This is a genomic window from Belliella kenyensis (assembly GCF_022549675.1).
Taxonomy (GTDB): Bacteria; Bacteroidota; Bacteroidia; order Cytophagales; family Cyclobacteriaceae; genus Belliella; species Belliella kenyensis.
In genome coordinates, this window is sequence record NZ_JAKZGR010000009.1 from 1 (window position 1) to 20,656 (window position 20,656).

General features: G+C 37.6%; 13 protein-coding genes. 7 read left to right on the forward strand and 6 right to left on the reverse strand.

All coding sequences use genetic code 11. From position 1 onward, the window contains the following. Nucleotides 1-795: 795 nt before the first annotated feature. The 4 genes from MM214_RS10520 to rho all read left to right on the forward strand — a co-directional run bounded on the left by MM214_RS10520 (nucleotide 796) and on the right by rho (nucleotide 6,404). A complete protein-coding gene (locus MM214_RS10520; protein ID WP_241295152.1) occupies nucleotides 796-1,380 on the forward strand; it encodes a thymidine kinase in 585 nt (194 codons plus the stop codon). 32 nt (nucleotides 1,381-1,412) lie between these two features. Further along, nucleotides 1,413-3,623 carry a type IX secretion system anionic LPS delivery protein PorZ gene (gene porZ / locus MM214_RS10525; protein WP_241295154.1) on the forward strand — a complete coding sequence of 737 codons (2,211 nt, stop codon included), beginning with the start codon at nucleotides 1,413-1,415 and terminating at the stop codon, nucleotides 3,621-3,623. Beyond that, entirely contained in the window at nucleotides 3,623-4,312 is a 690-nt protein-coding gene (gene recO / locus MM214_RS10530; protein WP_241295157.1) for a DNA repair protein RecO, read from the forward strand. The genes porZ and recO overlap by 1 nt, the downstream gene beginning before the upstream one ends. Before the next feature lie 190 nt (nucleotides 4,313-4,502). Continuing rightward, on the forward strand, nucleotides 4,503-6,404 hold the full coding sequence (rho, locus tag MM214_RS10535) for a transcription termination factor Rho (RefSeq protein WP_241295160.1): 1,902 nt from the start codon (nucleotides 4,503-4,505) through the stop codon (nucleotides 6,402-6,404). A 242-nt stretch (nucleotides 6,405-6,646) separates the two neighbouring features. Here rho and MM214_RS10540 read toward each other — a convergent pair whose 3' ends face one another. From MM214_RS10540 to MM214_RS10550, 3 genes are read right to left on the reverse strand one after another with little or no spacing between them, the layout of a single operon-like run. Continuing rightward, complete coding sequence (locus MM214_RS10540) at nucleotides 6,647-7,711, reverse strand: hypothetical protein (RefSeq protein ID WP_241295162.1); 1,065 nt, start codon at nucleotides 7,709-7,711, stop codon at nucleotides 6,647-6,649. Continuing rightward, on the reverse strand, nucleotides 7,695-9,074 hold the full coding sequence (locus tag MM214_RS10545) for a DNA cytosine methyltransferase (RefSeq protein ID WP_241295164.1): 1,380 nt from the start codon (nucleotides 9,072-9,074) through the stop codon (nucleotides 7,695-7,697). Before MM214_RS10545 ends, MM214_RS10540 begins: the two co-directional genes overlap by 17 nt. A 2-nt stretch (nucleotides 9,075-9,076) precedes the next feature. After that, nucleotides 9,077-9,385 carry a helix-turn-helix domain-containing protein gene (locus MM214_RS10550; protein ID WP_241295166.1) on the reverse strand — a complete coding sequence of 103 codons (309 nt, stop codon included), beginning with the start codon at nucleotides 9,383-9,385 and terminating at the stop codon, nucleotides 9,077-9,079. Between the two features lie 508 nt (nucleotides 9,386-9,893). On the opposite strand from MM214_RS10550, the gene MM214_RS10555 reads away from it, so the two are divergent. From MM214_RS10555 to MM214_RS10565, 3 genes are all read left to right on the forward strand, one after another. Further along, nucleotides 9,894-12,779, forward strand: a complete 2,886-nt coding sequence (locus tag MM214_RS10555) for a T9SS type A sorting domain-containing protein (protein ID WP_241295169.1) — start codon at nucleotides 9,894-9,896, stop codon at nucleotides 12,777-12,779. A 576-nt stretch (nucleotides 12,780-13,355) separates the two neighbouring features. Next, nucleotides 13,356-15,629 carry a glycine-rich domain-containing protein gene (locus tag MM214_RS10560; protein WP_241295172.1) on the forward strand — a complete coding sequence of 758 codons (2,274 nt, stop codon included), beginning with the start codon at nucleotides 13,356-13,358 and terminating at the stop codon, nucleotides 15,627-15,629. Nucleotides 15,630-15,735: 106 nt separating this feature from the next. Next, complete coding sequence (locus MM214_RS10565; RefSeq protein ID WP_241295174.1) at nucleotides 15,736-17,364, forward strand: LVIVD repeat-containing protein; 1,629 nt, start codon at nucleotides 15,736-15,738, stop codon at nucleotides 17,362-17,364. 170 nt (nucleotides 17,365-17,534) lie between these two features. Here MM214_RS10565 and MM214_RS10570 read toward each other — a convergent pair whose 3' ends face one another. The 3 genes from MM214_RS10570 to MM214_RS10580 all read right to left on the reverse strand — a co-directional run bounded on the left by MM214_RS10570 (nucleotide 17,535) and on the right by MM214_RS10580 (nucleotide 20,240). Continuing rightward, entirely contained in the window at nucleotides 17,535-18,029 is a 495-nt protein-coding gene (locus tag MM214_RS10570; RefSeq protein ID WP_241295177.1) for a DUF4168 domain-containing protein, read from the reverse strand. Between the two features lie 125 nt (nucleotides 18,030-18,154). After that, on the reverse strand, nucleotides 18,155-19,399 hold the full coding sequence (locus tag MM214_RS10575; protein WP_241295180.1) for a cation:proton antiporter: 1,245 nt from the start codon (nucleotides 19,397-19,399) through the stop codon (nucleotides 18,155-18,157). A 10-nt stretch (nucleotides 19,400-19,409) separates the two neighbouring features. Then, the gene (locus MM214_RS10580; RefSeq protein WP_241295182.1) at nucleotides 19,410-20,240 is read right to left on the reverse strand and encodes a universal stress protein; all 831 of its coding nucleotides are present in this window, start codon (nucleotides 20,238-20,240) and stop codon (nucleotides 19,410-19,412) included. Between the last annotated feature and the right edge of the window lie 416 nt (nucleotides 20,241-20,656).

Below are 20,656 nucleotides of genomic sequence, written 5' to 3' on the forward strand. Positions count from 1 at the left end.
AAAAAGGCTTTCTCATGTTCATCTTTTGTAAAGTTAGCCGACACACATAAGTGAACAGTTTCAAAAATATTGGGTTGAGCTATCTTCGCCTCTCGCCTCTCGTTTACATCTTATGTCTTGTATCTTGTGTCTTGTGTCTTGAATCTTTGATTAGAAACAAGATGCAAGAAATAAGAAATAAGAGCGATTTGAGATGAAATATGCTGGGGCGAAATAAAGTTGAAAATATGCCACTACCTATGGGTAGACAGGTTCGGCGAAAAAGGCTTTCTCATGTTCATCTTTTGTAAAGTTAGCCGACACACATAAGTGAACAGTTTCAAAAATATTGGGTTAAGCTATCTTCGTCTCTCGCCTCTCGTTTACATCTTATGTCTTGTATCTTGAATCTTTGATTAGAAACAAGATGCAAGAAATAAGAAATAAGAGCGATTTGAGATGAAATATGCTTGGGCGAAATAAAGTTGAAAATATGCCACTACCTATGGGTAGACAGGTTCGGCGAAAAAGGCTTTCTCTTGTTCATCTTTTGTAAAGTTAGCCGACACACATAAGTGAACAGTTTCAAAAATATTGGGTTAAGCTATCTTCGTCTCTCGCCTCTCGTTTACATCTTATGTCTTGTATCTTGTGTCTTGTATCTTGTGTCTTGAATCTTATGTCTTGTATCTTACATCTTGAGTCTTAATTCTTGATTCTAAAGTTTTGCTTATCAATTGACTTGGCTGGGGTAGTGCTATCCAACTCACGATGATCAAGAGCAAGTGTGACTAATTTTAGTAAATTTGAAAAGTAATGTTCATAGAACCGTATATAGGGACCAAAAATAAATCTGAAAAAAAAGGCCACATCGAGGTGATTTGTGGGTCAATGTTTTCGGGCAAAACAGAAGAGCTGATTAGAAGGTTAAATCGTGCCTTTATTGCGAAGCAAAAAGTGGAAATTTTCAAACCATCCATTGATAAGCGATATCATGAGTTTGATGTAGTGTCGCACAACGAAAACGCTATCCGGTCTACTCCAGTGCAGTTTGCAGAAGATATCTTGCTTTTGGCGGGCAATTGTGATGTGGTAGGGATAGATGAAGTACAGTTTTTCGATAATAGGATCATTGAAGTAGCAAACATCTTAGCTAATTCAGGGAAAAGAGTCATACTTGCTGGGTTGGATATGGATTTTGAGGGAAAGGCTTTTGAGCCAATGCCTCAGCTGTTGGCTATCGCAGAATATGTGACAAAAGTACATGCTATCTGTATGAAATGCGGTGACTTAGCATCCTATTCTTTTAGGCTTTCGGATGCAAAGGAAAAAGTTGTCCTGGGTGAAAAAGAAAGCTATGAAGCAAGGTGTAGAAAGTGCTACTTTGAGGACAAAAAGTGAACTGATCAAAAACATAATTTCTTTAAATTTCGATGAAGGTGCAGCTGAAAATTTCTCCAATTATCCTTAAAGTATTGATGAAATATCCGCTGTGGCTTTGCTTTTGGATAAGTGGTCAGACTTTATCCCAATCATTGATTGCTACAGGTGCTTGGGAGATTCATAATTCCTACCTTGACGATGGAAGGTTGGCGGGCAGTGATCGGACTATTTTTCATCAAGGTAGGTTTGGGCTGTTTTATTTTTCTGTTTTAGAGAAAAAAAGCTTTGCACTTACAAAGTCTGATGGCTTGTACGGGAATGAATTTTCTACTAGCGCGTATGAGGAGGCAAATAAAAGACTAATACTTGCTTATCCTGATGGGATGCTAGATATAATCGGCGAAGATAGGATCAGAAGTTTAGCGGCGTTGAGAGATAACGAAGAGATCCAAACAAAAAGCATTAACAAGATCAAGATACTTTCGAATGCAGCATATTTGGCCGCTGATTTTGGTGTTGCAGTCATCAATACACAAAACGCTCAATTTATAGATGTATTTCTAAACATTGGACCTTTGGGGAGTACTTTGAAAGTACTGGATATCTCTGAGGATCAGCAAGCCTTTTATTTGGCAGGGGAAATGGGTATCTTCAAAGGTCTGAAATCCACAAATCTAAAAGATTTTCGTAATTGGCAACTTGTCACAAATACTGAGCATATCCAAGCGACTCAAATAGAACACCTAGATGGAAAATTCTACTTGAGATCTGTTTCTGGGCAACTTTACCTTTGGGAAGAGCAGGGCTTACAAGAGATTTTTACACTTGCGCCTGTGGAATTTATCAAAAGAAAGGATGATATGCTTTTTTTTAAATCGGGTCGAAGTATATTTCAAATCCACTCAAATGGTTCTTATGAAGAAGTGTTTTCATGGGAGAAGGATTTCACGGATTTTCATTTAGCTGAGAAAGTATTTTATATTGCTCAAATTGGGAATGGTTTAATAGATACGAATATAGCTGAAGCCTATGCCCCAAATGGTCCGATTACTAAAATCCAAGCTTTTGCTTCATCGGGGGAGAGTACCTTCGCATTGCCAGTATTTCGTTCTATCGAAGGGGATCTTTTCACTTCTGAGAGTGGTCAGTCTAGTGAACTTTTGGCTGGCAATTGGAGTCCAATCTCATCTTTCGAAGAAATCATTTCAATCCATAGCCTTTCTAACAAGACCTATATAGCCACTCGAAGTACTGGGATATGGCTACTAGAAAATGGTCAGGTAGAGAGATTGATTCTGCCAAATGTTCCAAATACTACTAAAATCAGGCTAATGGAAGTTGATCACTTAGGGCAACTATGGATAGGGCTAGAAGACAATCAAGCCAGACTCCTCAAAATCACCACTGATCAACAAATTATTCAAGTGCCTATTGGTAATATGTCTTTTCCATATAAGTTGATTATGGATAGACGAGGAAATTTATACATACTACAATCCAATCAGATAGGTGTCACCTCTTTGACCATTTTTAATGAGAGCACTGGCTTGAATAGATCAATTACTTCTCAATCAAATATGGGCGGATTGCCGAATTCTAACATTCAAGATTTTGCTATTGATGGTGAATTCAGGCTTTGGATAGCAAGTGCAAATGGGGTTTTTTACATCCCAAACATAAACTCTATTCAAAACAACACAGCGATCAACGCCATACAGCCCCTATACAATAACCTTCCTCTGATGAATGGAGAATCTGTTAGAGCGATAGCTATATCTCCCGATAGAAGTATTTGGATAGGGACAGCATCCAACGGTCTATTTCATTTTTCAGAAGTAGGCACGGTGCTTATTTCACATTTCACACGCTTCAATAGTCCACTGCATAGTAATCGTATTCAAAATTTGTATTACAAAGATCTCGATGGAGAATTATTCGTAGTCACTCCGTCGGGTGCAATTAGTCACAAAACTGGTATCGTCTCGCCTTATAATGAACTGCAAGCGCTCAAAGTCTACCCAAATCCAGTCTATCCTGACTTCAATGGCTTGCTCACTATAGAAGGTCTAACGGATTATGCAGAAGTTCGAATCACGACATCAGCGGGTAGAGTAGTATATTCGCAGCAGGTAGCCGGTGGAAGTATTACATGGAATATCCGTGACAGTTCAGGTCGAAGACCCGTGGCTGGTATATATTTGATTTTTGCTTTTGATGAAAATGGCAATGAGCGCGCCACTGGAAAAGTAGTTGTATTATAATGCTGAAAAAAACCAAAGGCATAGTAATCTCTTATATTCGATACAAAGAGACCTCCATCATTGTGAAAATTTTCACAAGGGAAGTGGGATTGAAGTCATACATTGTGAATGGTGTCAGAAGTGCTAAGTCAAAGAGTAAAATGGCTCTCTATCAGCCTTTGACTTTGTTAGAGCTAGTTTTGTATGATAAAGAGAGTAGTAATCTAAATAGGATTTCCGAAGCAAAGCTATCCTATCCATATAGAACAATCCCTTTTGATTTTATCAAATCTGGAATCGCCATGTTTGTAGCCGAGGCTATCAATAAATCCATTTACGAAAACTACAGCAATGTTTCCCTATTTGATTTTCTGGAGTCAGCTTTGATTCATTTGGATAGTCCGTCAGTAAAGAGAAGCAATTTTCCTATAAGTTTTCTTTTAGAAATGTCTAGATTTTTAGGTTTTGCGCCAGAGGATAGTAGGTCTTTTTTTGAAGAATTGGATCTTAAAGTCAAGACACCACATACGCTCCATGTCGAAATGGAAGCGATGAATTTGCTACTCAGAGAGCCGTTTGACGAAGGACTTCAAATCTCTTCTGCTATTAGAAGGGCACTTTTAGATCATTTGTTGGTTTTTTATTCACTGCACTTGGACGATCATAGCCCATGGAATTCGGTAAAAGTTTTAAGACAAATGATTTTATAATAGATCATTAGGGTAAAAATTTGCTTATTCAGAATGTAAGCTGTAATATTGTGCTGTCACAGTATTTCAAAATCCTCTCCCCGTGGATTTTATACTATCCTGAATATATTTTTAATTCAGTGCAGTAATACTCAATACAAGTAAATCAATTACACATCTTAGAAAAAATTATTAATTTCATAAGCTTTTTATGTATAACATAGAAGAATTAAGAGTCAGGCTTCTTTCTGAATTGAAAGAAATCGCAGAGGAGTTGGGAGTCAAGAACTTCAAAACACTAAAAAAGGATGATCTAGTCTACGCCATTCTCGATCAACAAGCGATCACCCCAGAGAAAGCACTTCCAAAAAAGAAACCTGCGAGCGCAGAAATGGAGCAAGCAAAAACTGAAGAGAAAGCATCCCCTGCTTCAAGTACTTCAAAGGAAGAAGAGCCTGCAAAACCAAAATTCAAAAGACAAAACGTCACAGAAGTAACTGCCGAGAGCAAAACCAATCAGGATGAGCCAAAAGCAGAAAAAGATAAGTCTAAGAAATCTCCTGAGGCAAACCCAGAGAATAAATCTGAAAGGAAATCTGATAGTAAGCCAGAGAGAAAAGCTGAAAGTAAACCTGAGCAAAAGGTAGAAAAAAAACCTGAACCAAAAGCTGAGAACAAGGGTGAAAAACCAAAAGCAGGATCATTGCCTGAAAGAAAACAAGCAGAGCCTGTAAAAGTCGATGAAAAGGCTTCTCAAAAGTCAGAGCCTGTTCAAGATAAAAAGCAAGAAGATACTTCTGATTCTGAAAAACCAAAATTTATCCGTCCAAGAAGACGTGTGGTAGAAGAGTCAGAAATAGAAAAACCAAAAGCAACAACCCAAGAAGTTGAAGTAGAATTACCAAAAAGAAAGAACATCAGAGATGCAGAGGAAGCACATATTCCAGCAGCGGAGGTAGTCTCAGGTAAAAGAAAGCCTTATGTTAGCCCTAAAGAATTTGAAGGCATTATAGAGAATGAGGGAGTACTCGAAATTATGACGGAGGGATATGGATTTTTGAGGTCATTGGATTACAATTACCTAGCATCCCCAGATGATATTTATGTCTCTCCTTCGCAAATCAAGCTTTTTGGATTGAAAACCGGAGACCATATCAAAGGCTCTATAAGACCTCCTAAAGAAGGAGAAAAATATTTTGCATTACTCAAAGTGATCACTGTCAATGGTAAGACAAGTGAAGAAATAAGGGATAGGGTGCCTTTTGAGTATTTGACTCCACTTTTTCCAGAGGAGAGATTGAACCTTACTACTAAATCTGACAACTACTCAACCAGAATACTTGACCTATTTGCACCAATTGGGAAGGGTCAAAGAGGTATGATAGTGGCTCAACCTAAGACCGGTAAGACTGTGCTTCTTCAGCAGATTGCCAACGCCATTTCTGAAAACCATCCAGAAGTACACTTGATGATCCTTTTGATTGATGAGAGACCGGAAGAGGTGACTGATATGGCAAGATCTGTAAAAGCAGAAGTAATATCTTCTACTTTTGATGAACAAGCAGAGCGCCATGTGAAAGTTGCGTCTATTGTATTGGAAAAAGCCAAGCGGATGGTAGAGTGTGGTCATGATGTAGTTATTCTACTCGATTCTATCACAAGACTTGCTAGGGCTTACAATACAGTAGTGCCATCTTCTGGTAAGATCCTATCTGGTGGTGTAGATGCCAATGCATTGCACAAGCCGAAGAGATTCTTTGGTGCAGCTAGAAATGTAGAAAACGGAGGCTCACTTACCATCATCGCAACTGCGCTGGTAGAGACAGGGTCAAAAATGGATGAAGTGATCTTCGAAGAATTCAAAGGAACTGGTAACATGGAACTTGCATTGGATAGAAAACTGTCCAACAGAAGAATTTATCCAGCTATAGATGTGCCAGGGTCAGGTACTAGAAGAGAGGACCTATTGATGGACAAAGAAGAAATGCAAAGGGTGTGGATTCTGCGCAAATTGATGTCCGATATGAACTCTCAAGAGGCTATGGAGTTCTTGCTTCAAAGAATGAGAGGCACAAGAGACAATGTAGAGTTCTTGATTAGCATGAATGGCTAATACACGCTAATATTTGTGATATTATATTCGAAAGGGGTTGTTTCTATGCAGCCCTTTTTTTTTATTTTATGAATATCCACCAATAGAATTGTGTCCTAAAATTCATAGATTACTTTCAAAAGTAAATTGGCTACAAGTGCAGCTGATTCAACTTTGATTTTTGAATCTCAAATTCACTTGGTGTGATATGGAGTTATTGATATCGGATTGCGGTTTAACAAATGTGCCACCAAAAGAGTAGCCTATTTTAGGGCGATGTCTGTTAAAATTTGCTTAATGTTTAAATGTTTTGCGTTTTGGATTTTCTTCGAATGTTCAGCCACTAATTCAATCCAATCAAAAAGTTTATTTTTCTCAGTAGTCTTTGTTTCCCAATATTCTGATAGTTCAAAGGCAGATGTATTAATAATAGTCTCAACGATACTTGGAACATTGTCGAATAAGTTCAGAAATATTCTCGGGACTTTTTTATATGTCTTTTTACCAATTAAATAATCACTTTTTCCTCCTGCTGTAAATAAGTCACGAACATTAGGACAAACAACTGCTTCACGAGTAACTAACCATATTGCAAGTCGTCCGAATTTATCACTACTATTTCCGAAGAGTTCAGGGAAATAAGTCATTGCTCTATTTTTCAGTTCTTGCTTTTCTTTAAGCGATAAATTATTCCAAATTCTGATGACAATACTACTAGGCTTACTATTGTTTTCAGCATCCATCCACCAAAGTTCTTCGCCTGGTTTTAGCTTACTTTTGTAATAATCAACAATAGGTCTGATTGGGTTGTCCTTTTTTCGTATAGTGTCATAGGGCATTTTGATTTTATCGAAAATGGTTTTTCCTTCTTCCAAATTCATATCAATCAAATAGCGTGGAGAATGTGTTACTACAACTTCCGACAAAACTTCTTCATATGGTCGGCAACGAAATTCTATTGGGCTTGCCAACTTAGCAAATAACATAAAAATTCTTTCAACATCATCAACTCTTGTACTTTCTAAAACGCTGTTTCCTGTTGTTTTCCAATGATTTTGTGTTGTTGTTTTTACCTCGATACCGTAGTATTTTTTTGCAACTATATCGGGAAACTTCTGACCACCGATAAGTTCTATTGAATTTTCAAAAGCTGTTCCGACAGCTAAATCAGTCATCACGTCCTTTACATAAGGTTCAAGATTTCTACCTAAGAGTGTTGCTACTTTTTTAGACGAATTTTTAGCGTGAACATTTAATTCTGAAATTGTTGAGTTGAGCAACAAATCAAATTCTTTCCTTTGAGGGTCTGGATTAACTGAAACTATCATTATTACTTTTAAAATATAAGTCCCAAACTTCTTCAATTCGTTTTGCCAAATTGTAAGCTAAAAGTGGTGGAACTGCGTTACCAATAATTTTATATGCTTGTGAAGGGCTAACTAAGAAAGAACCTTTTCTTCCGTTTTTGTTTTCTATTACAAAATCGTAATCGGGTGGGAAAGTCTGAATTAAAGCACATTCTCTTACTGTTAATCTCCTTTCTTTTAATCCTTTGTTTAATTCATTTTCAATTTGTCCGCCATTCGTTTTAGATAGTCGCCTAAACTCAATGTTTCCGTGGTGTTCAGAACGTATAGTAGGCGATATACTTGAAAGTTTTATCTCTGTTTGTCCTTGACAATGTTTACCCATAAATTTTGCTTTTGAGTAAAATCTTTGAGATAAGTCTTGTGTGTTTTCAGGTTCATCTAAATGTTTGAATACATCTTTTAGTTGAACAAAATGCTTTAAATTCTCGCCTTCAACTGTATATGAATGTGTCGGATTTGGATAAGGATTATATTGCTCTGAAATCGTTTCTTTTTCCAATTCCGCTAAAGCAGATTTTTTTAAGGCAGATTTTTTTATGCCAATAAAAATTACTCTTTCTCGTGATTGAGGAACACCAAAATCCGCAGAGTGTAAAACTTGCGGGTCAAGGACAATGTACCCATTACCGTTTGCCGATGAAAAGTCATTTTGGATAATTGATTTTACATCTCCAAGGTTAACTAAACCTTTCACGTTTTCTGCAATAAATATTTTGGGTTGAGTTATTTCAATAACTTCTTTCATCCACATATAAAGCTGTCCTCTTGTTTCAATTGAAGCTGTTTTAGTTTCAATCAATTCCCCTTTATGATTTTTATGTGAATTAAATCCGTTACGTTTTCCTGCAACACTAAAGTCTTGACAAGGAAATCCACCTGTTACAACGTCCACATCATCAGGGAATACATTTACTCCGTTACGATACATTTTTACAAGGTCAACAATACTTTCTTTATGAAAATCAGCTGCATTATGACCTCTTTTTGAAAAGTAGTTTACCCAAGCATTTCGAGCATCGGTAAATATATCATTTGCAAAAACAGTTTTAAATTTTGTTTTTTTTAGTTGAGCAAAACCATTTTTGAGTTTCTTGTCAACAAAATGAGGTGTTAGAATTTCATTTACTGATGATTGCAAAACTGAAAAGCCTCCTTCAAAACCTAAATCCATTCCGCCACAGCCTGAAAAAAGAGAAAGCACATTTAATGTTTCTTTCTTGTCTTGTTTAGAGGTTTTTAAAGAAGTTTTTGGATAGTATAAAATATCCAATTGCGGTTCTTCTACTACGCTTGCTTCTGATTCTGTTGTTCCAGTTCGCATAGTTAATGTTTTATAAGATTAGACTTCAAGTATTTTACTTTTTGCTCTGCTGCTTTCAAAACCTTACTAGCACAATCTTCATCAACAATTTCGTAAGCAATTTTTTCACTCATAAATTGAACTAACAAGTCCTCTTTGTCAAGTTTAAGTATTTCAGCAAGTTTTATAATGTTGTCCTTAGATGGCTTACGTTCATTTCTTTCGATTTTGCTTAAAATAGCTTGGTCTATATCGAGATGAGATGCTACCTGTCTAAGGAGTAAGCCTAAACTTTCTCTTTTTGCTCTGATAATTTGTCCAACGGTCTCCATATGAAATATTTTACTTGACATCATTTGTCAAATTTAATCTGTCAATTTGATTTTCACAATTACTTAGCAGAATATTTATTAATAGTATAGTTTTTGTATCAAGTGGGCTTGGGCGACGTTGGGAGATAATAAATTTACTGTTTATTTGTCGGCAAGTGCAATAGGAAAATTGCCGCTTTATTTTTTTGCAAAGTATTGGTGTTTTCTGTTAGTTGAGTCGGTCTTTTTGGGGGTGGGCTGTTCTAAACCTGATTTACATGTTATGTATCATAATTTAATGCTTTTTTGCTGATGAGTTCTACTATTGATTTTCAAATTACTGGTAAATTAGTTGATCAAAAACTTATAAATAAATGAACTTCAAATATTGAATTTCGCTTTGTAAACTAAGCTGTTGTTTTATTTTTCATTGAGTCAGATATTTGTTTTAAGCAACATAGAAATAGTTGAAAGTCACTAGATTTTAGCTTTTCAAATGTATAACCCGCTTTGCAAAAACTCTATGAAAATGGCAGACTATTCCACTCACTCTAAAGATCAATTCTTTGGCAAAGATTACTATGTGATCTTGTGGTTGGTGTTGCTATTCCTTACTTTTTCTAATTTCTACCAAGTCTTTGCCGAAGGTTCAGGAGATTGGGGAGCTGCTACAAATAGACAAAGTATGTTGTGGGTGCCAGGAACTGACCAAACATCTGGTCTAACTAGGAGAGGGTCTATGATGGTGCCCACGGGTTCGAACGGATACAATCCAAGGCATAGATTGTATGTTTATGTAAAGCAGGGAGAGACTGTTTTTTGGGGATTTAGGAGATCAGGCACTACAGGAAATATAAGAGTAAGGTGGTTCTATGATGGTACCACTTCGGGTATTTTTCCTGTAGGAACTTCAGGCAATAGTAGGCGAGAATACATTAGTCAAGAATATGATCCTTCGACAGCTGGAGCGGCGCTGGGAAGGCCTGAAGATGGCTTAGCTGCTCAGCTTGGTCCATCACAAGTTACTGGGAAAGGATATTCAGGTTATTCATTTACCAATAATACTGGTGCTGATCGTGCTTTTTGGGTAGAAATAGGCAATACAAATAATGGGAATATCATTTCAAGTGGTTTTAACATTAATTTCTGGGACATTACGGTTGCCTCAGGTACGTCTGGAAGTTATATTGAACATAAAGGAAGAGTTTATTGTAAATTTTGGAGTATTGCAAATTCCAGATCAAATGCTGCTCAAAATGATTTGAGGATTGTCAACAAAGGATTGCCAGATGCCTATTCTTTTCACGATGATTTTGGCTTTTATGTACCTATAGACAATACGTATACAGTTGAGTCTGATGATTATTTTGTGAAACACATCAAGTTCCCGGGGTCTTCTGGAGGTTGGACTAATTTTTTCGCAAATCAAGATGGGCCTAGAAACAACTTAAGTTATGAGGAAAACCGTAAATCTATCAGATCTACTTCAAATAATGATCAATACCCACTTTTTATCAATGATCCTGATCCTACAATTTGGAAAACTACCACTCCTCCAGAAGCGGAGCTTTCTGTCACTTACAGGGAAAAAACTGCACCAGCCACAGGGGGAGAGGCCAATGTTAATTTAGAAATAAGCCTACCTGCAATAGTGGATATATTGATCGATATTGATGGAAATGGTGAGTTTGATAGTGGAAGAGATATCATTTTATCACAAATCTTTGAGCAACCAGGTGCCTACGCTATCTATTGGGATGGTAAGGATGCCAATGGTATTGAATTGCCTAGTGGTGGAGAAGTCAATTTTATTGCATCAGTTTCATTTTTCCCGGTTCATTTCCCCATTTTTGATTTGGAGCAATGTTTGGGTGTAGAGGTATTGAATATTAGACCAGGTGTTGAGAATCAGAAGGATTTTATTTTTTGGGATGACTCATTGATTCCTAGGACGGGCTTAACACCACCCGACAGCCCTCAGTCTATAGAAGTGAATGTTACTGGTGTCTTGAGCCCAGATCATATTTGGTGGGCGACCGGTGATAATGGTTTCTCAAATAATCACACCATCAATACTTGGACAGCATCCTTTTTTAGGTTGGAAGAAAGAACCAGTGGATTCAGTTATCTGTCTGTCTCTGGTAATGTCTATGAAGACCTCGATGCGTTATCAAACAACAGAGTGGATGGTACGGGAGTAGATATAGATAGTTTTTATGCTGTTCTTATCAATGATCTTAATAATGTAGTCAGTTTTGCCACAATTCAGCCAGATGGAACTTTTAGAATAAATGAGGTCCCCAATGGTATCTTTAGCCTAATGATTACAACCAACCTTCCGACAATTGGACAGCTTGCTCCAGATTTAAGTTTGCCAAATTATTATGAGTCTACAGGAGAATATTTAGGTATTGGTGATGGAAGTGATGGGCTAGTAGATAGCAGGATTCAGAATATAGAGGTTAATAACTCATCTATTGAAAACGCCAACTTTGGAATAAGACCGATTGAATATGACTTAATTGCGAGAAAAACTACCAATGCCATAAAGCCTGATGTAGGTCAGAATATTGTTTTCTTGATAACGGTAGAGAATAATGGGTATAGCAAAGCCACAGGTGTAGTTCTTGAGGAAAATTTACCAAGTGGCTACAGTTATGTTAGTCATGAGGTAACGCAAGGGTCATTCGATTTCAATTCGAGTCCTGCCATTTGGGATATTGGGGATCTTGAGCCTTGGCAAGAAGTAGAGTTGCGGCTTACAGTACACATCTTGAATATCGATGATTATGAAAATGTTGTTACTGTATCTAGTAATTCAGGAATTCCCGAAACAGACTTTTCCAATAACACGGATAGTCAAACTACAGAGCCAATTTCAAAACTTCCAGTAGAATGGTTGAGCTTCAATGGAAAGTTAGAAGACAGCAGAGTCATCTTGCATTGGACCACAGCGAAAGAGTGGGAGAGTAGTCACTTTAACATACAGAGATCAAAAAGTATTGATAGTTGGTCAAATATTGGCGTCCTCGAGGCTCAGGGCTTCACTGATTTGGTGACTGATTATGATTTTACAGATGAGCGTCCATTTTTTGGTAGCAATTATTACAGATTGGAGCAAATTGATCTTGATGGATCAAGAAGCTACTCAAAAGTTATTAGAGTTGATTTTGATCCAAATTTTGCATTAAGGGTGTTCCCAAATCCATTTGAGAATGATATTTATATCCAAACCAAAGATTTGGGAAATATTTCTTTGACCTTGCTCGACTACTTTGGTAAGACTATCTTTTATAAAGCTGGTGATACAGCTCAACAAGAGTTTCATTTTGTCACCAAGAACCTGCACCCGGGGTTATATTACCTAAGACTCCAAAGAGGAGACGAAAGCCATGTTTACAAACTGAAAAAGTAACTCTTAGCGGTTAAAAAAGTTAAACCGCGAAGAGTTTAAAGTTTTTCGCAGCGGTACGCAAGAAATAATGAGTAGTTTCTTTTATTGCTCAGTCCCCATAGCGACTCCTTGGAGTCCTTTAAGGTAGATAATAGTTATTAATTGCAAAGAGTTTTTTGAACGTTAGATTGTTTCCCCAAAATTTATATCAGATGGTAATTTTTTTTCCACAAGGCATCATCCAATTGTATGATGTAGTTCGTAGTTGTTGGTGAATAAATTGGTTGCGAATTAATTTATTTAAATGATTTTAACGGATTTTTTATTTTGATTTACTGATCAAAAGCGAATGTATAATTTGTTCATATGGAATAATACAAAATATATTGAAATATAAATTATTGATTTTGCGGTGATGGTAATTTATAAATACAAAAAAATGCATTTTAAATTATTTTACTTGCAAGTTAATTTTAAATTATGTTATCTTTGTGGCGTTAAAATCAGTGAGTTAAAAGACTGTTTCCAAGGAATTCAGAATCCCCCTTTTCTCGCTGCTAGACACCCAAAAAATCACCCCCCTTTGTATCAAGTTTTATGAGAGTAAACTTTTACTTCAGCTCAATATTCCTCTTTATTATATTATGCTTAGGCCTTTTTTCAGAGGTGGTAGGGCAATGTACAGGATGTAATGTTACTATTAATGGTAACAATACTCATAGCTTAATCCAAAATGGAAATGTCGTTTGTATTCAAGGTAATAGAACGAGTGCGATCAGTTTCAATAATGCTAATAATGTTACTATTTGCATCGCAGATGGAGCTTCATTAAATGCGGATTTTAATAACCTATCGGGACTTTCAACAATTAATAATTTTGGGAATTTTACCGCTCGGGCAAGTTATAATGGCAGTTGGACGATTAATAATTCGGGTTTTTTAACTTTAAATTTTGAGAGTCTTAATTCGGACAAAACCATAAATAACTCTGGAACATTAACTAGAACTGGAAATTTTACGATAAATGGTACTTTGAATTCTTCAGGAATTTCGTCAATTAGTGGTAATATGACTGTTAATGGCAGTGGTCGAGTAGACAACTCAGGTAGTGTATCTGTCGGTGGGAATTATCAGAGTAATGGTCAAACTAACTCAGCTGATGGAGAAATTAGCATTGTTGGTAATTTGACTAATAATGGAAGTGGTGTTTTTAGCGTAGCTTCTGGCTCTATAGGAGGAAATGTTACTAATAATGGTAACATTAACATTTACGGTTCGCTCAATATTCAAGGAAACCTAAATATGAATAGTGGGGCAAATATTTCTGCAGGTGACAGTGATCAATTTAATTATTTATTTGTAAATGGAGACATGACTGGTGCAGGATGTCTTAGTGGTTCCAACGGAATCTTATTTTCAAATAAATTCTCATCTTCAAGCGGAGGCTGTAGGAATGGAGAGGTCTTCATTGGTTTAGAATCTGGCTGCCTTCAGGTAATTGATCGATCTACAGGTTCAGAAACTTTTGAAAGAATATATATATTTACTTGTAGTACTGGATGGACAATACCAGGTTCTAGTGATGGAGTAGAGCCATTTGATGAGGCAGAAATTCTTATCGTAGCTGGCGGTGGAGGAGGTGGAAGAGGAACGAGTGCTGGTGGTGGCGGTGCTGGAGGGCTTATATATGTTGCTTCTGATGCATTACCTTTTGGGACAGAAGTTCCAGTTATAGTGGGTATTGGAGGTGAAGGTTCTAGTAATGCAAATAATAGGGGAGGTCAAGGATCTATTTCTCGTTTTCTTTCATATACTGCAGTAGGTGGTGGTGGTGGTGGTTCGAACGGTAACGAGAGAGCTGGTGGTAGCGGTGGATCCGGAGGAGGTGGTGCTAACTCAAATGGAAGTGGGGGGGGGAGAACACTTGATCAAGGAAGTAGTGGGGGTAATGGAAATGATTCAGGTGGAAGCAATAGATCTGGAGGTGGAGGTGGAGGGGCTGGTGGAAGTGGCCAATCTCCAAGTAATGGAAATAACAACCCTGGTGGTAATGGCGGAATTGGAATCTTAAATGGGATATCTGGTTCAAATATTTTTTTTTCTGGTGGAGGTGGAGGTACAGGTCAAGAAGTTGCAGGAATTGGAGGCTCAGGAGTTGGAGGTAATGGTAATAACAACGGTCCTGGCGGCAATGGAAGCACACCAGGTTCAGCAGGCGGTGCTGGGTCATCAGCTGGAGGAGGCGGAGCCAATGGTATTGTAATTATTAGACAATCCTTCCGTATCCTCCCCGTAGAATTCCTAGAAGTCACAGCATCCTATATCCAAAATGACAGGGCTGCTATTATCTCTTGGGCTACAGCCAAAGAATGGGAGAATTCACATTTTGAAGTGGAAAGGTCAATCAACAATGTAGCTAATTTCGAAAAGATCGCAGAAGTAGAAGGTGTAGGATATGCTGACGATAGGTCCGATTACAAATTTGTGGATAAAAACCTACCACTCCTAGGAGCCACAATCTATTACAGATTGAAACAAGTGGACTTCTCCGGATCCTATGCTTATAGCAAAACTGTGGCCGTCAGAATTGCGGATGTAGCCAATCCAAAAGGTACTTGGAGGGCTTATCCGAATCCTACTGTAGGTGAATCTTTGAAAATCTCCCTGATCAACGGCCATCAATATCATGACGAACCGCTCTCGTTTAGACTTGTGCATCCTACCTACATGTCGCCAACATTCTCTGCAAAATCTGAACAGGAAATGAATGATCAACTGGCTTTACTCCTTCCAAATGTCCCAAAGGGTGTATTTGTAGTAGAAGTTCTTTGGGGGCAAAATGTTGAGCATTTGAAAGTTTTAAGAAAATAATAGAAAAAATATATCCATAGTTTTAGAATTTTATTTTAATTTCAAGCTCATAACTTTCCGTTTGTTTTGAATTACAAATAAAAATATCTAAAAAACAAAATCTACCATGAGAAAAATCTACGGTCTCATTTTTCTTGTTTTCATCGCTTTTTCCTGTGACAATAGCAGAGAGAATCCCATCGATAAGAACAATATCATTTTGAATATTGATAGTGATCAACTTTCTGCTAGGATTCATAGAAATAATGCTGGGGTGGTCCAGATTGTCAACCCTGCTTTAGTAGGAGGGAGAATTTCTGAGGATGAAATTCCCTCTGGAAAAGTTCCTATGGCACTGGTGGCACAAGCTCTTCCGCCGAGATACCATGAAAAGTCCTTGCGTGCAACTCATATCGATATTGATGGTGACTATGCCTATGTGAGTTATAATAAAGAAGGTGCTGATTTTCTGGGAGCTATTGAGATTTTTGATATCTCAGAGCCCACCAAGCCTAAGATCACCGCACAAGCGATATTCACTACTGCGGATATCAATGCTGTCAAATTTAGTCAGGGGAGATTGCATATAGCAGCTGCATATGATACAGATGCCGAGCCTACTGTACAAACTGCCGCTCAATACCTGAGTGTGTCTGTGGCAAATGGTAATTTTACTTCGGGCTTTGTAAACGCCAATATTGCTGGTTCGGCTAGTGTAGGGGTGACAATGACTGCTGATCGTGCTGCTGTTGCTTCTGGAAGTGATGGTGTACTTGCTTTGTTTGATTCAAATCAAGAGACAATCATTACTGTACCTATTCAGGATCTTAGGGATGTAACCTACGGAAACAGCATCGTGGCTACCTTAAGTGGAAAAGAAGGTGTTTCTCTATGGAGTCCCTCTAATCTCAGTGCTATTGGTAAAATCTCTCTGGATCAAGACTCACCTGAGTCTAAGCGTACACTTGACATGGGGGAAGGGTTGCTTTTTACTTCTGAGGGTGCAAATGGTGCAGGGGTATATACTCTTCCAGCAGGTACTCTAGTAGAAAGGATTCCTATAGTTCTTAATCCAGAAGGTGTAGATGCGGAAGATATCGTCACCAACGCAGTATCATATGATAAGGGATTATTAATGATGGCCAATGGTGGGGCTGGAGTCTCTGTCGTTGAAGTGAGTGATAATCAATCCTTGGAAATGCTTGGTCTCATTGGTCTTGAAGGGTCTTCAAATTTTGTCAAGATCAAAGGAAAGCATCTTTTTGTAGCTTCTGGGGCCGGAGGTTTGCAAATATTGGAGTTGATGAGAAAGGAAGATATTCCTGCTCCAGCTGTGCCAGTGATCAATTGTGAAAACACTTCACCTTATACAGGGAGTTCTAACTTAAATGTGAATTCAAATGACAATATGAGATATACTGGTTCAGCAGCTTTGTCAAATGTCAACGTCAATGGGTCGCTTACTTTTTGCGGATCAGTGGCTATCTGGGATCAGTTCAATATCAATAGTCAAGGTCTATTTGAGATGTCAGGTAGCCTTGCTCATGGGAGAAATTCAAACTCTAGAATGATCATCAATGGTCACATAAAGCTCAACGGTTCTGCGGTAATCTATGGTGATCTTGTGATGAACTCTAATGCTAAGCTGGAGTTTGTAGGTGAAAATAACAGCATCACTGTCTATGGTCGAGTTACCAAAAACAATGGGGCTACTGTAATTGGAGATTTCAAGGATACGGAAGGTAAATTGAAATAATTTTCTGCTTCCTTTGGGGCTTACTTATGGATTTCTTTTAGAAGAAAATCAACCCCTCAAGGGCTGGTAAAAATAGAAGGAAAAGATGAAATTGATTTTTCACACGCTCTTACATATCAAAAAAAGGTCAAACTGTTGAAGTTTGACCTTTTTTAATTAGGATATTTGAATTATTCCTTACTTTTTTCCATTAATTTATCCACCTTCTCCTTTACCTTCGGACTTTGGGTGTATGCCATGTACATCTGTTGAAATTCTGTTTCTGATAATTTGCTATCATTGATTACCTTTTGAATTCCAGACTGAAGCTCCTCCTGCATTCCCATGACCTTCTGGCCAGCTTCATTGAATTGAGCCATTTCTTCAGGTCCCTCAGCTACGTCGGTCAAAGATCCAGCCTGCTGCGCTTGGGCCAATGCTTGAAACCTCTCTACACTGAGGCCACTATCTTCTATAGCACCTATCATTTTTTCTTGTGACTTTTCTTGTATAGGCATCAACTCTTTGTTTATTTTCACAAACTCTTTCAATTCATCATCCTTAAAGTCCTCTTTTACTTCCATTTGGGCTGGTGGCATTTGCTGCGCCATCAACCCAAAGCTGAACAAAGTAAATATAGATAGCAAAGTGAATACTTTCGAGTGCATAATTTTGGTACAATTCATATTGATTGGATTTAGTTTAAGATATTGATTAAATATCAAAATCCTTACCAATATACTATTGTCAGCTACTAATTTTAAGTTTATTAACAAATGAATATTTGAATAATTATACTTTTATCGTGAGGTTACAATTTTTGGACGGTATTTGTTTTGAGTGACCACTTCATCAAAGGGCCACTACTCATACTTGTCACTATGGCCATGATGACCAATGCGACAAAGAGCTTTTCGTCAATCAGTCCGTTATCCAGGGCAATCAGCCCTAAGATGATCTCCATAGCTCCTCTGGCATTCATACCAAACCCCACAGCCAGCGATTCTTTGACATTGAAGCCGCCACGATAAGCGCCAAAACCACTGCCTACAATCTTTCCTGCAAATGAAATAGCCAGTACAGCCAAAGTGAGCATCAAATCGAAGTTGGCAACAAAGTTGATTTTCAGGCCTATTGATACAAAGAATAGGGGTGCAAAGATATTGTTGATAAATTGGTGAACGATCTCTTTGGCTCTTTCTGACATGTGCTCAGAATCTCCCAGTGCAACCCCCAATAGGAAAGCACCAAAGATAGAGTGAATCCCTAGCCATTCTGTAAATGCTGCTGCCATAAAGCAAAAGGCCATAGATAAGGATAGTACTCCACCTGGCCATGCTAGCTTTTTGTTTACCCATGGCAATACCCTATTGATGATGAGCTTGCCCAAAGTCAGCATAAAGAAAGTAAATAGCAATGTCACACCTATCGTCTGTGCAAGTGAAAGTGAGCTACCCTTGCCCATGAAGGAAAGAATTACCGAGAATATCAACCATCCAATGATATCATTCACCATGGCTGAAGCTACAATCAGCATACCCATGCGGGTTTTGAACAAGTTCATATCCATCAATATTCTAACCACTACAGGTAAGGCTGTGATCGACATCGCAGTACCCATAAATAGTGAGAAAAGTAAACGATCTCCATCTGCTAAACCAAAAAATGTGGAGAAGTAGTATGGGAATATAAAACCTAAAATAAATGGAACTACCAAGCCTAGCAAGCTTATGCTTAATGCAGATTTTCCTTGGGACCACACCAGGTGAAGTTCTACTTCGAGGCCTGCTATAAAAAGGAGCAGGACGACAGCGATTTGGACGAAGCCATCCAGGGCTAGATTAGCGCTGGGATTACTTGCAAAAAGAAAATCAAAAGCTCCTGGAAAAAAGGTGCCCAATATTGTTGGGCCTAAAATTATACCGGCTAGCAATTCACCTACTACTGCGGGTTGCTTGAATTTTTGTGCAATCTCAGCAAAGACCCTTGCGAGCAAGAGCATAGCTGCAAGTTGAAGAAATAGATTGACTACATCTTGATGTGTTAAACTTTCCATTTGTAGCCTCCTATTTTTTGATGATCAGTAAGTTACAAGGAAGATCACTCAAGATGTCTTCTAAGTCATGGGGGAAAAGTCTGTCTAAAAAGCCCAAATTACCTTCATCGCCTACTATCAGTAGGTCAGCACCAAAATCATTAGAAAATCGAGCCAATTCTACAGCCCATTTTCCACAGGTTATTTTCACGTTTACTCTTAAGTTACCTTTGTCTATGTCTTTGAGTATGTTTTCCACATAGGCTACTTCTTCACCTACAAGTTTTCTTCTTGTGTTAGAGATTTCTTGTTCGCCTCCTTCGCCGGCAGTAGCCATTTGTATTCCGTACATTTTGATTTCATTTACGACATATACTTGCTTTGCTTGATCCAGCTTGCACCAGTTTATACCTCTTTCTATTACATGGGGTGTTTGATCTTGCTGGGTTCCATTGATCACTACTTTATCAAATGGAGTCGGGTCAAGCATAGGTTCTACAAGAGTAAGCACTGAGCATTTAGATTTTCTAATGATTTTTCTTGCTATAGACCCGATATAGTAATTGAAAAACCCCTCAGTTTTCAATGCTCCAGAGACCAAAAGATCTACTCCTTCTTGGTTACAGATTTGAATGATTTTTTTGGCGGGTTTCCCATCTTCCCAAATCATCTTCACTTTTTGTAAGTTGACTTGATGTTTTTCAAGAATTATCAAAAGATTTTGCTCTAATGACTCGGTTTTTTCTCCCACATGAATCAATATCAATTCAGCTCCAAACAGGTCTTTGAGACGTTTTGATTCACAGATAAGAGCTTCCATTCTTGGGGAAAATGCCAGTGCTAATGCTATTTTTTTAAACATGTCATTTGTAATAGAATCTGTAAAATAGCAAAAAATGCCACTTTCTCCTAAGTAAAAATGCCATTCTCTTTTATTTTGCTCATGTTAATAATGTTTATTATGAAATTCAAAAATTAACTTATAAATAAATAAATTACATAAAAATCTAGTTTTTAAGCTTAAAAATGAACCGAATATTGACAATTTTACATAATTACATATGAAATCAACCGTTTATATAATCTGTTTTTAAAAAAAAGTCATTTTTAATTTGTGTAGAAAATCTTTTTACTTAAATTTTCAAAAGAATTTTATTACGTAATTTTTAATGCGCAATATGTAATATTTTCTAATATAATCTATATCCCAGAGTAACTATTATTAACCTAGCCATATACTCAATTTTATTGGGATGGAATAATTATGTCAAATTACCA

Bases quoted from the DNA above. Each gene is read 5' to 3' on its own strand.
- MM214_RS10520 (WP_241295152.1), top strand. From the start codon at position 796: ATGTTCATAGAACCGTATATAGGGACCAAAAATAAATCTGAAAAAAAA.
- porZ (WP_241295154.1), top strand. From the start codon at position 1,413: ATGAAGGTGCAGCTGAAAATTTCTCCAATTATCCTTAAAGTATTGATG.
- recO (WP_241295157.1), top strand. From the start codon at position 3,623: ATGCTGAAAAAAACCAAAGGCATAGTAATCTCTTATATTCGATACAAA.
- rho (WP_241295160.1), top strand. From the start codon at position 4,503: ATGTATAACATAGAAGAATTAAGAGTCAGGCTTCTTTCTGAATTGAAA.
- MM214_RS10540 (WP_241295162.1), bottom strand. From the start codon at position 7,711: ATGATAGTTTCAGTTAATCCAGACCCTCAAAGGAAAGAATTTGATTTG.
- MM214_RS10545 (WP_241295164.1), bottom strand. From the start codon at position 9,074: ATGCGAACTGGAACAACAGAATCAGAAGCAAGCGTAGTAGAAGAACCG.
- MM214_RS10550 (WP_241295166.1), bottom strand. From the start codon at position 9,385: ATGGAGACCGTTGGACAAATTATCAGAGCAAAAAGAGAAAGTTTAGGC.
- MM214_RS10555 (WP_241295169.1), top strand. From the start codon at position 9,894: ATGGCAGACTATTCCACTCACTCTAAAGATCAATTCTTTGGCAAAGAT.
- MM214_RS10560 (WP_241295172.1), top strand. From the start codon at position 13,356: ATGAGAGTAAACTTTTACTTCAGCTCAATATTCCTCTTTATTATATTA.
- MM214_RS10565 (WP_241295174.1), top strand. From the start codon at position 15,736: ATGAGAAAAATCTACGGTCTCATTTTTCTTGTTTTCATCGCTTTTTCC.
- MM214_RS10570 (WP_241295177.1), bottom strand. From the start codon at position 18,029: ATGAATTGTACCAAAATTATGCACTCGAAAGTATTCACTTTGCTATCT.
- MM214_RS10575 (WP_241295180.1), bottom strand. From the start codon at position 19,399: ATGGAAAGTTTAACACATCAAGATGTAGTCAATCTATTTCTTCAACTT.
- MM214_RS10580 (WP_241295182.1), bottom strand. From the start codon at position 20,240: ATGTTTAAAAAAATAGCATTAGCACTGGCATTTTCCCCAAGAATGGAA.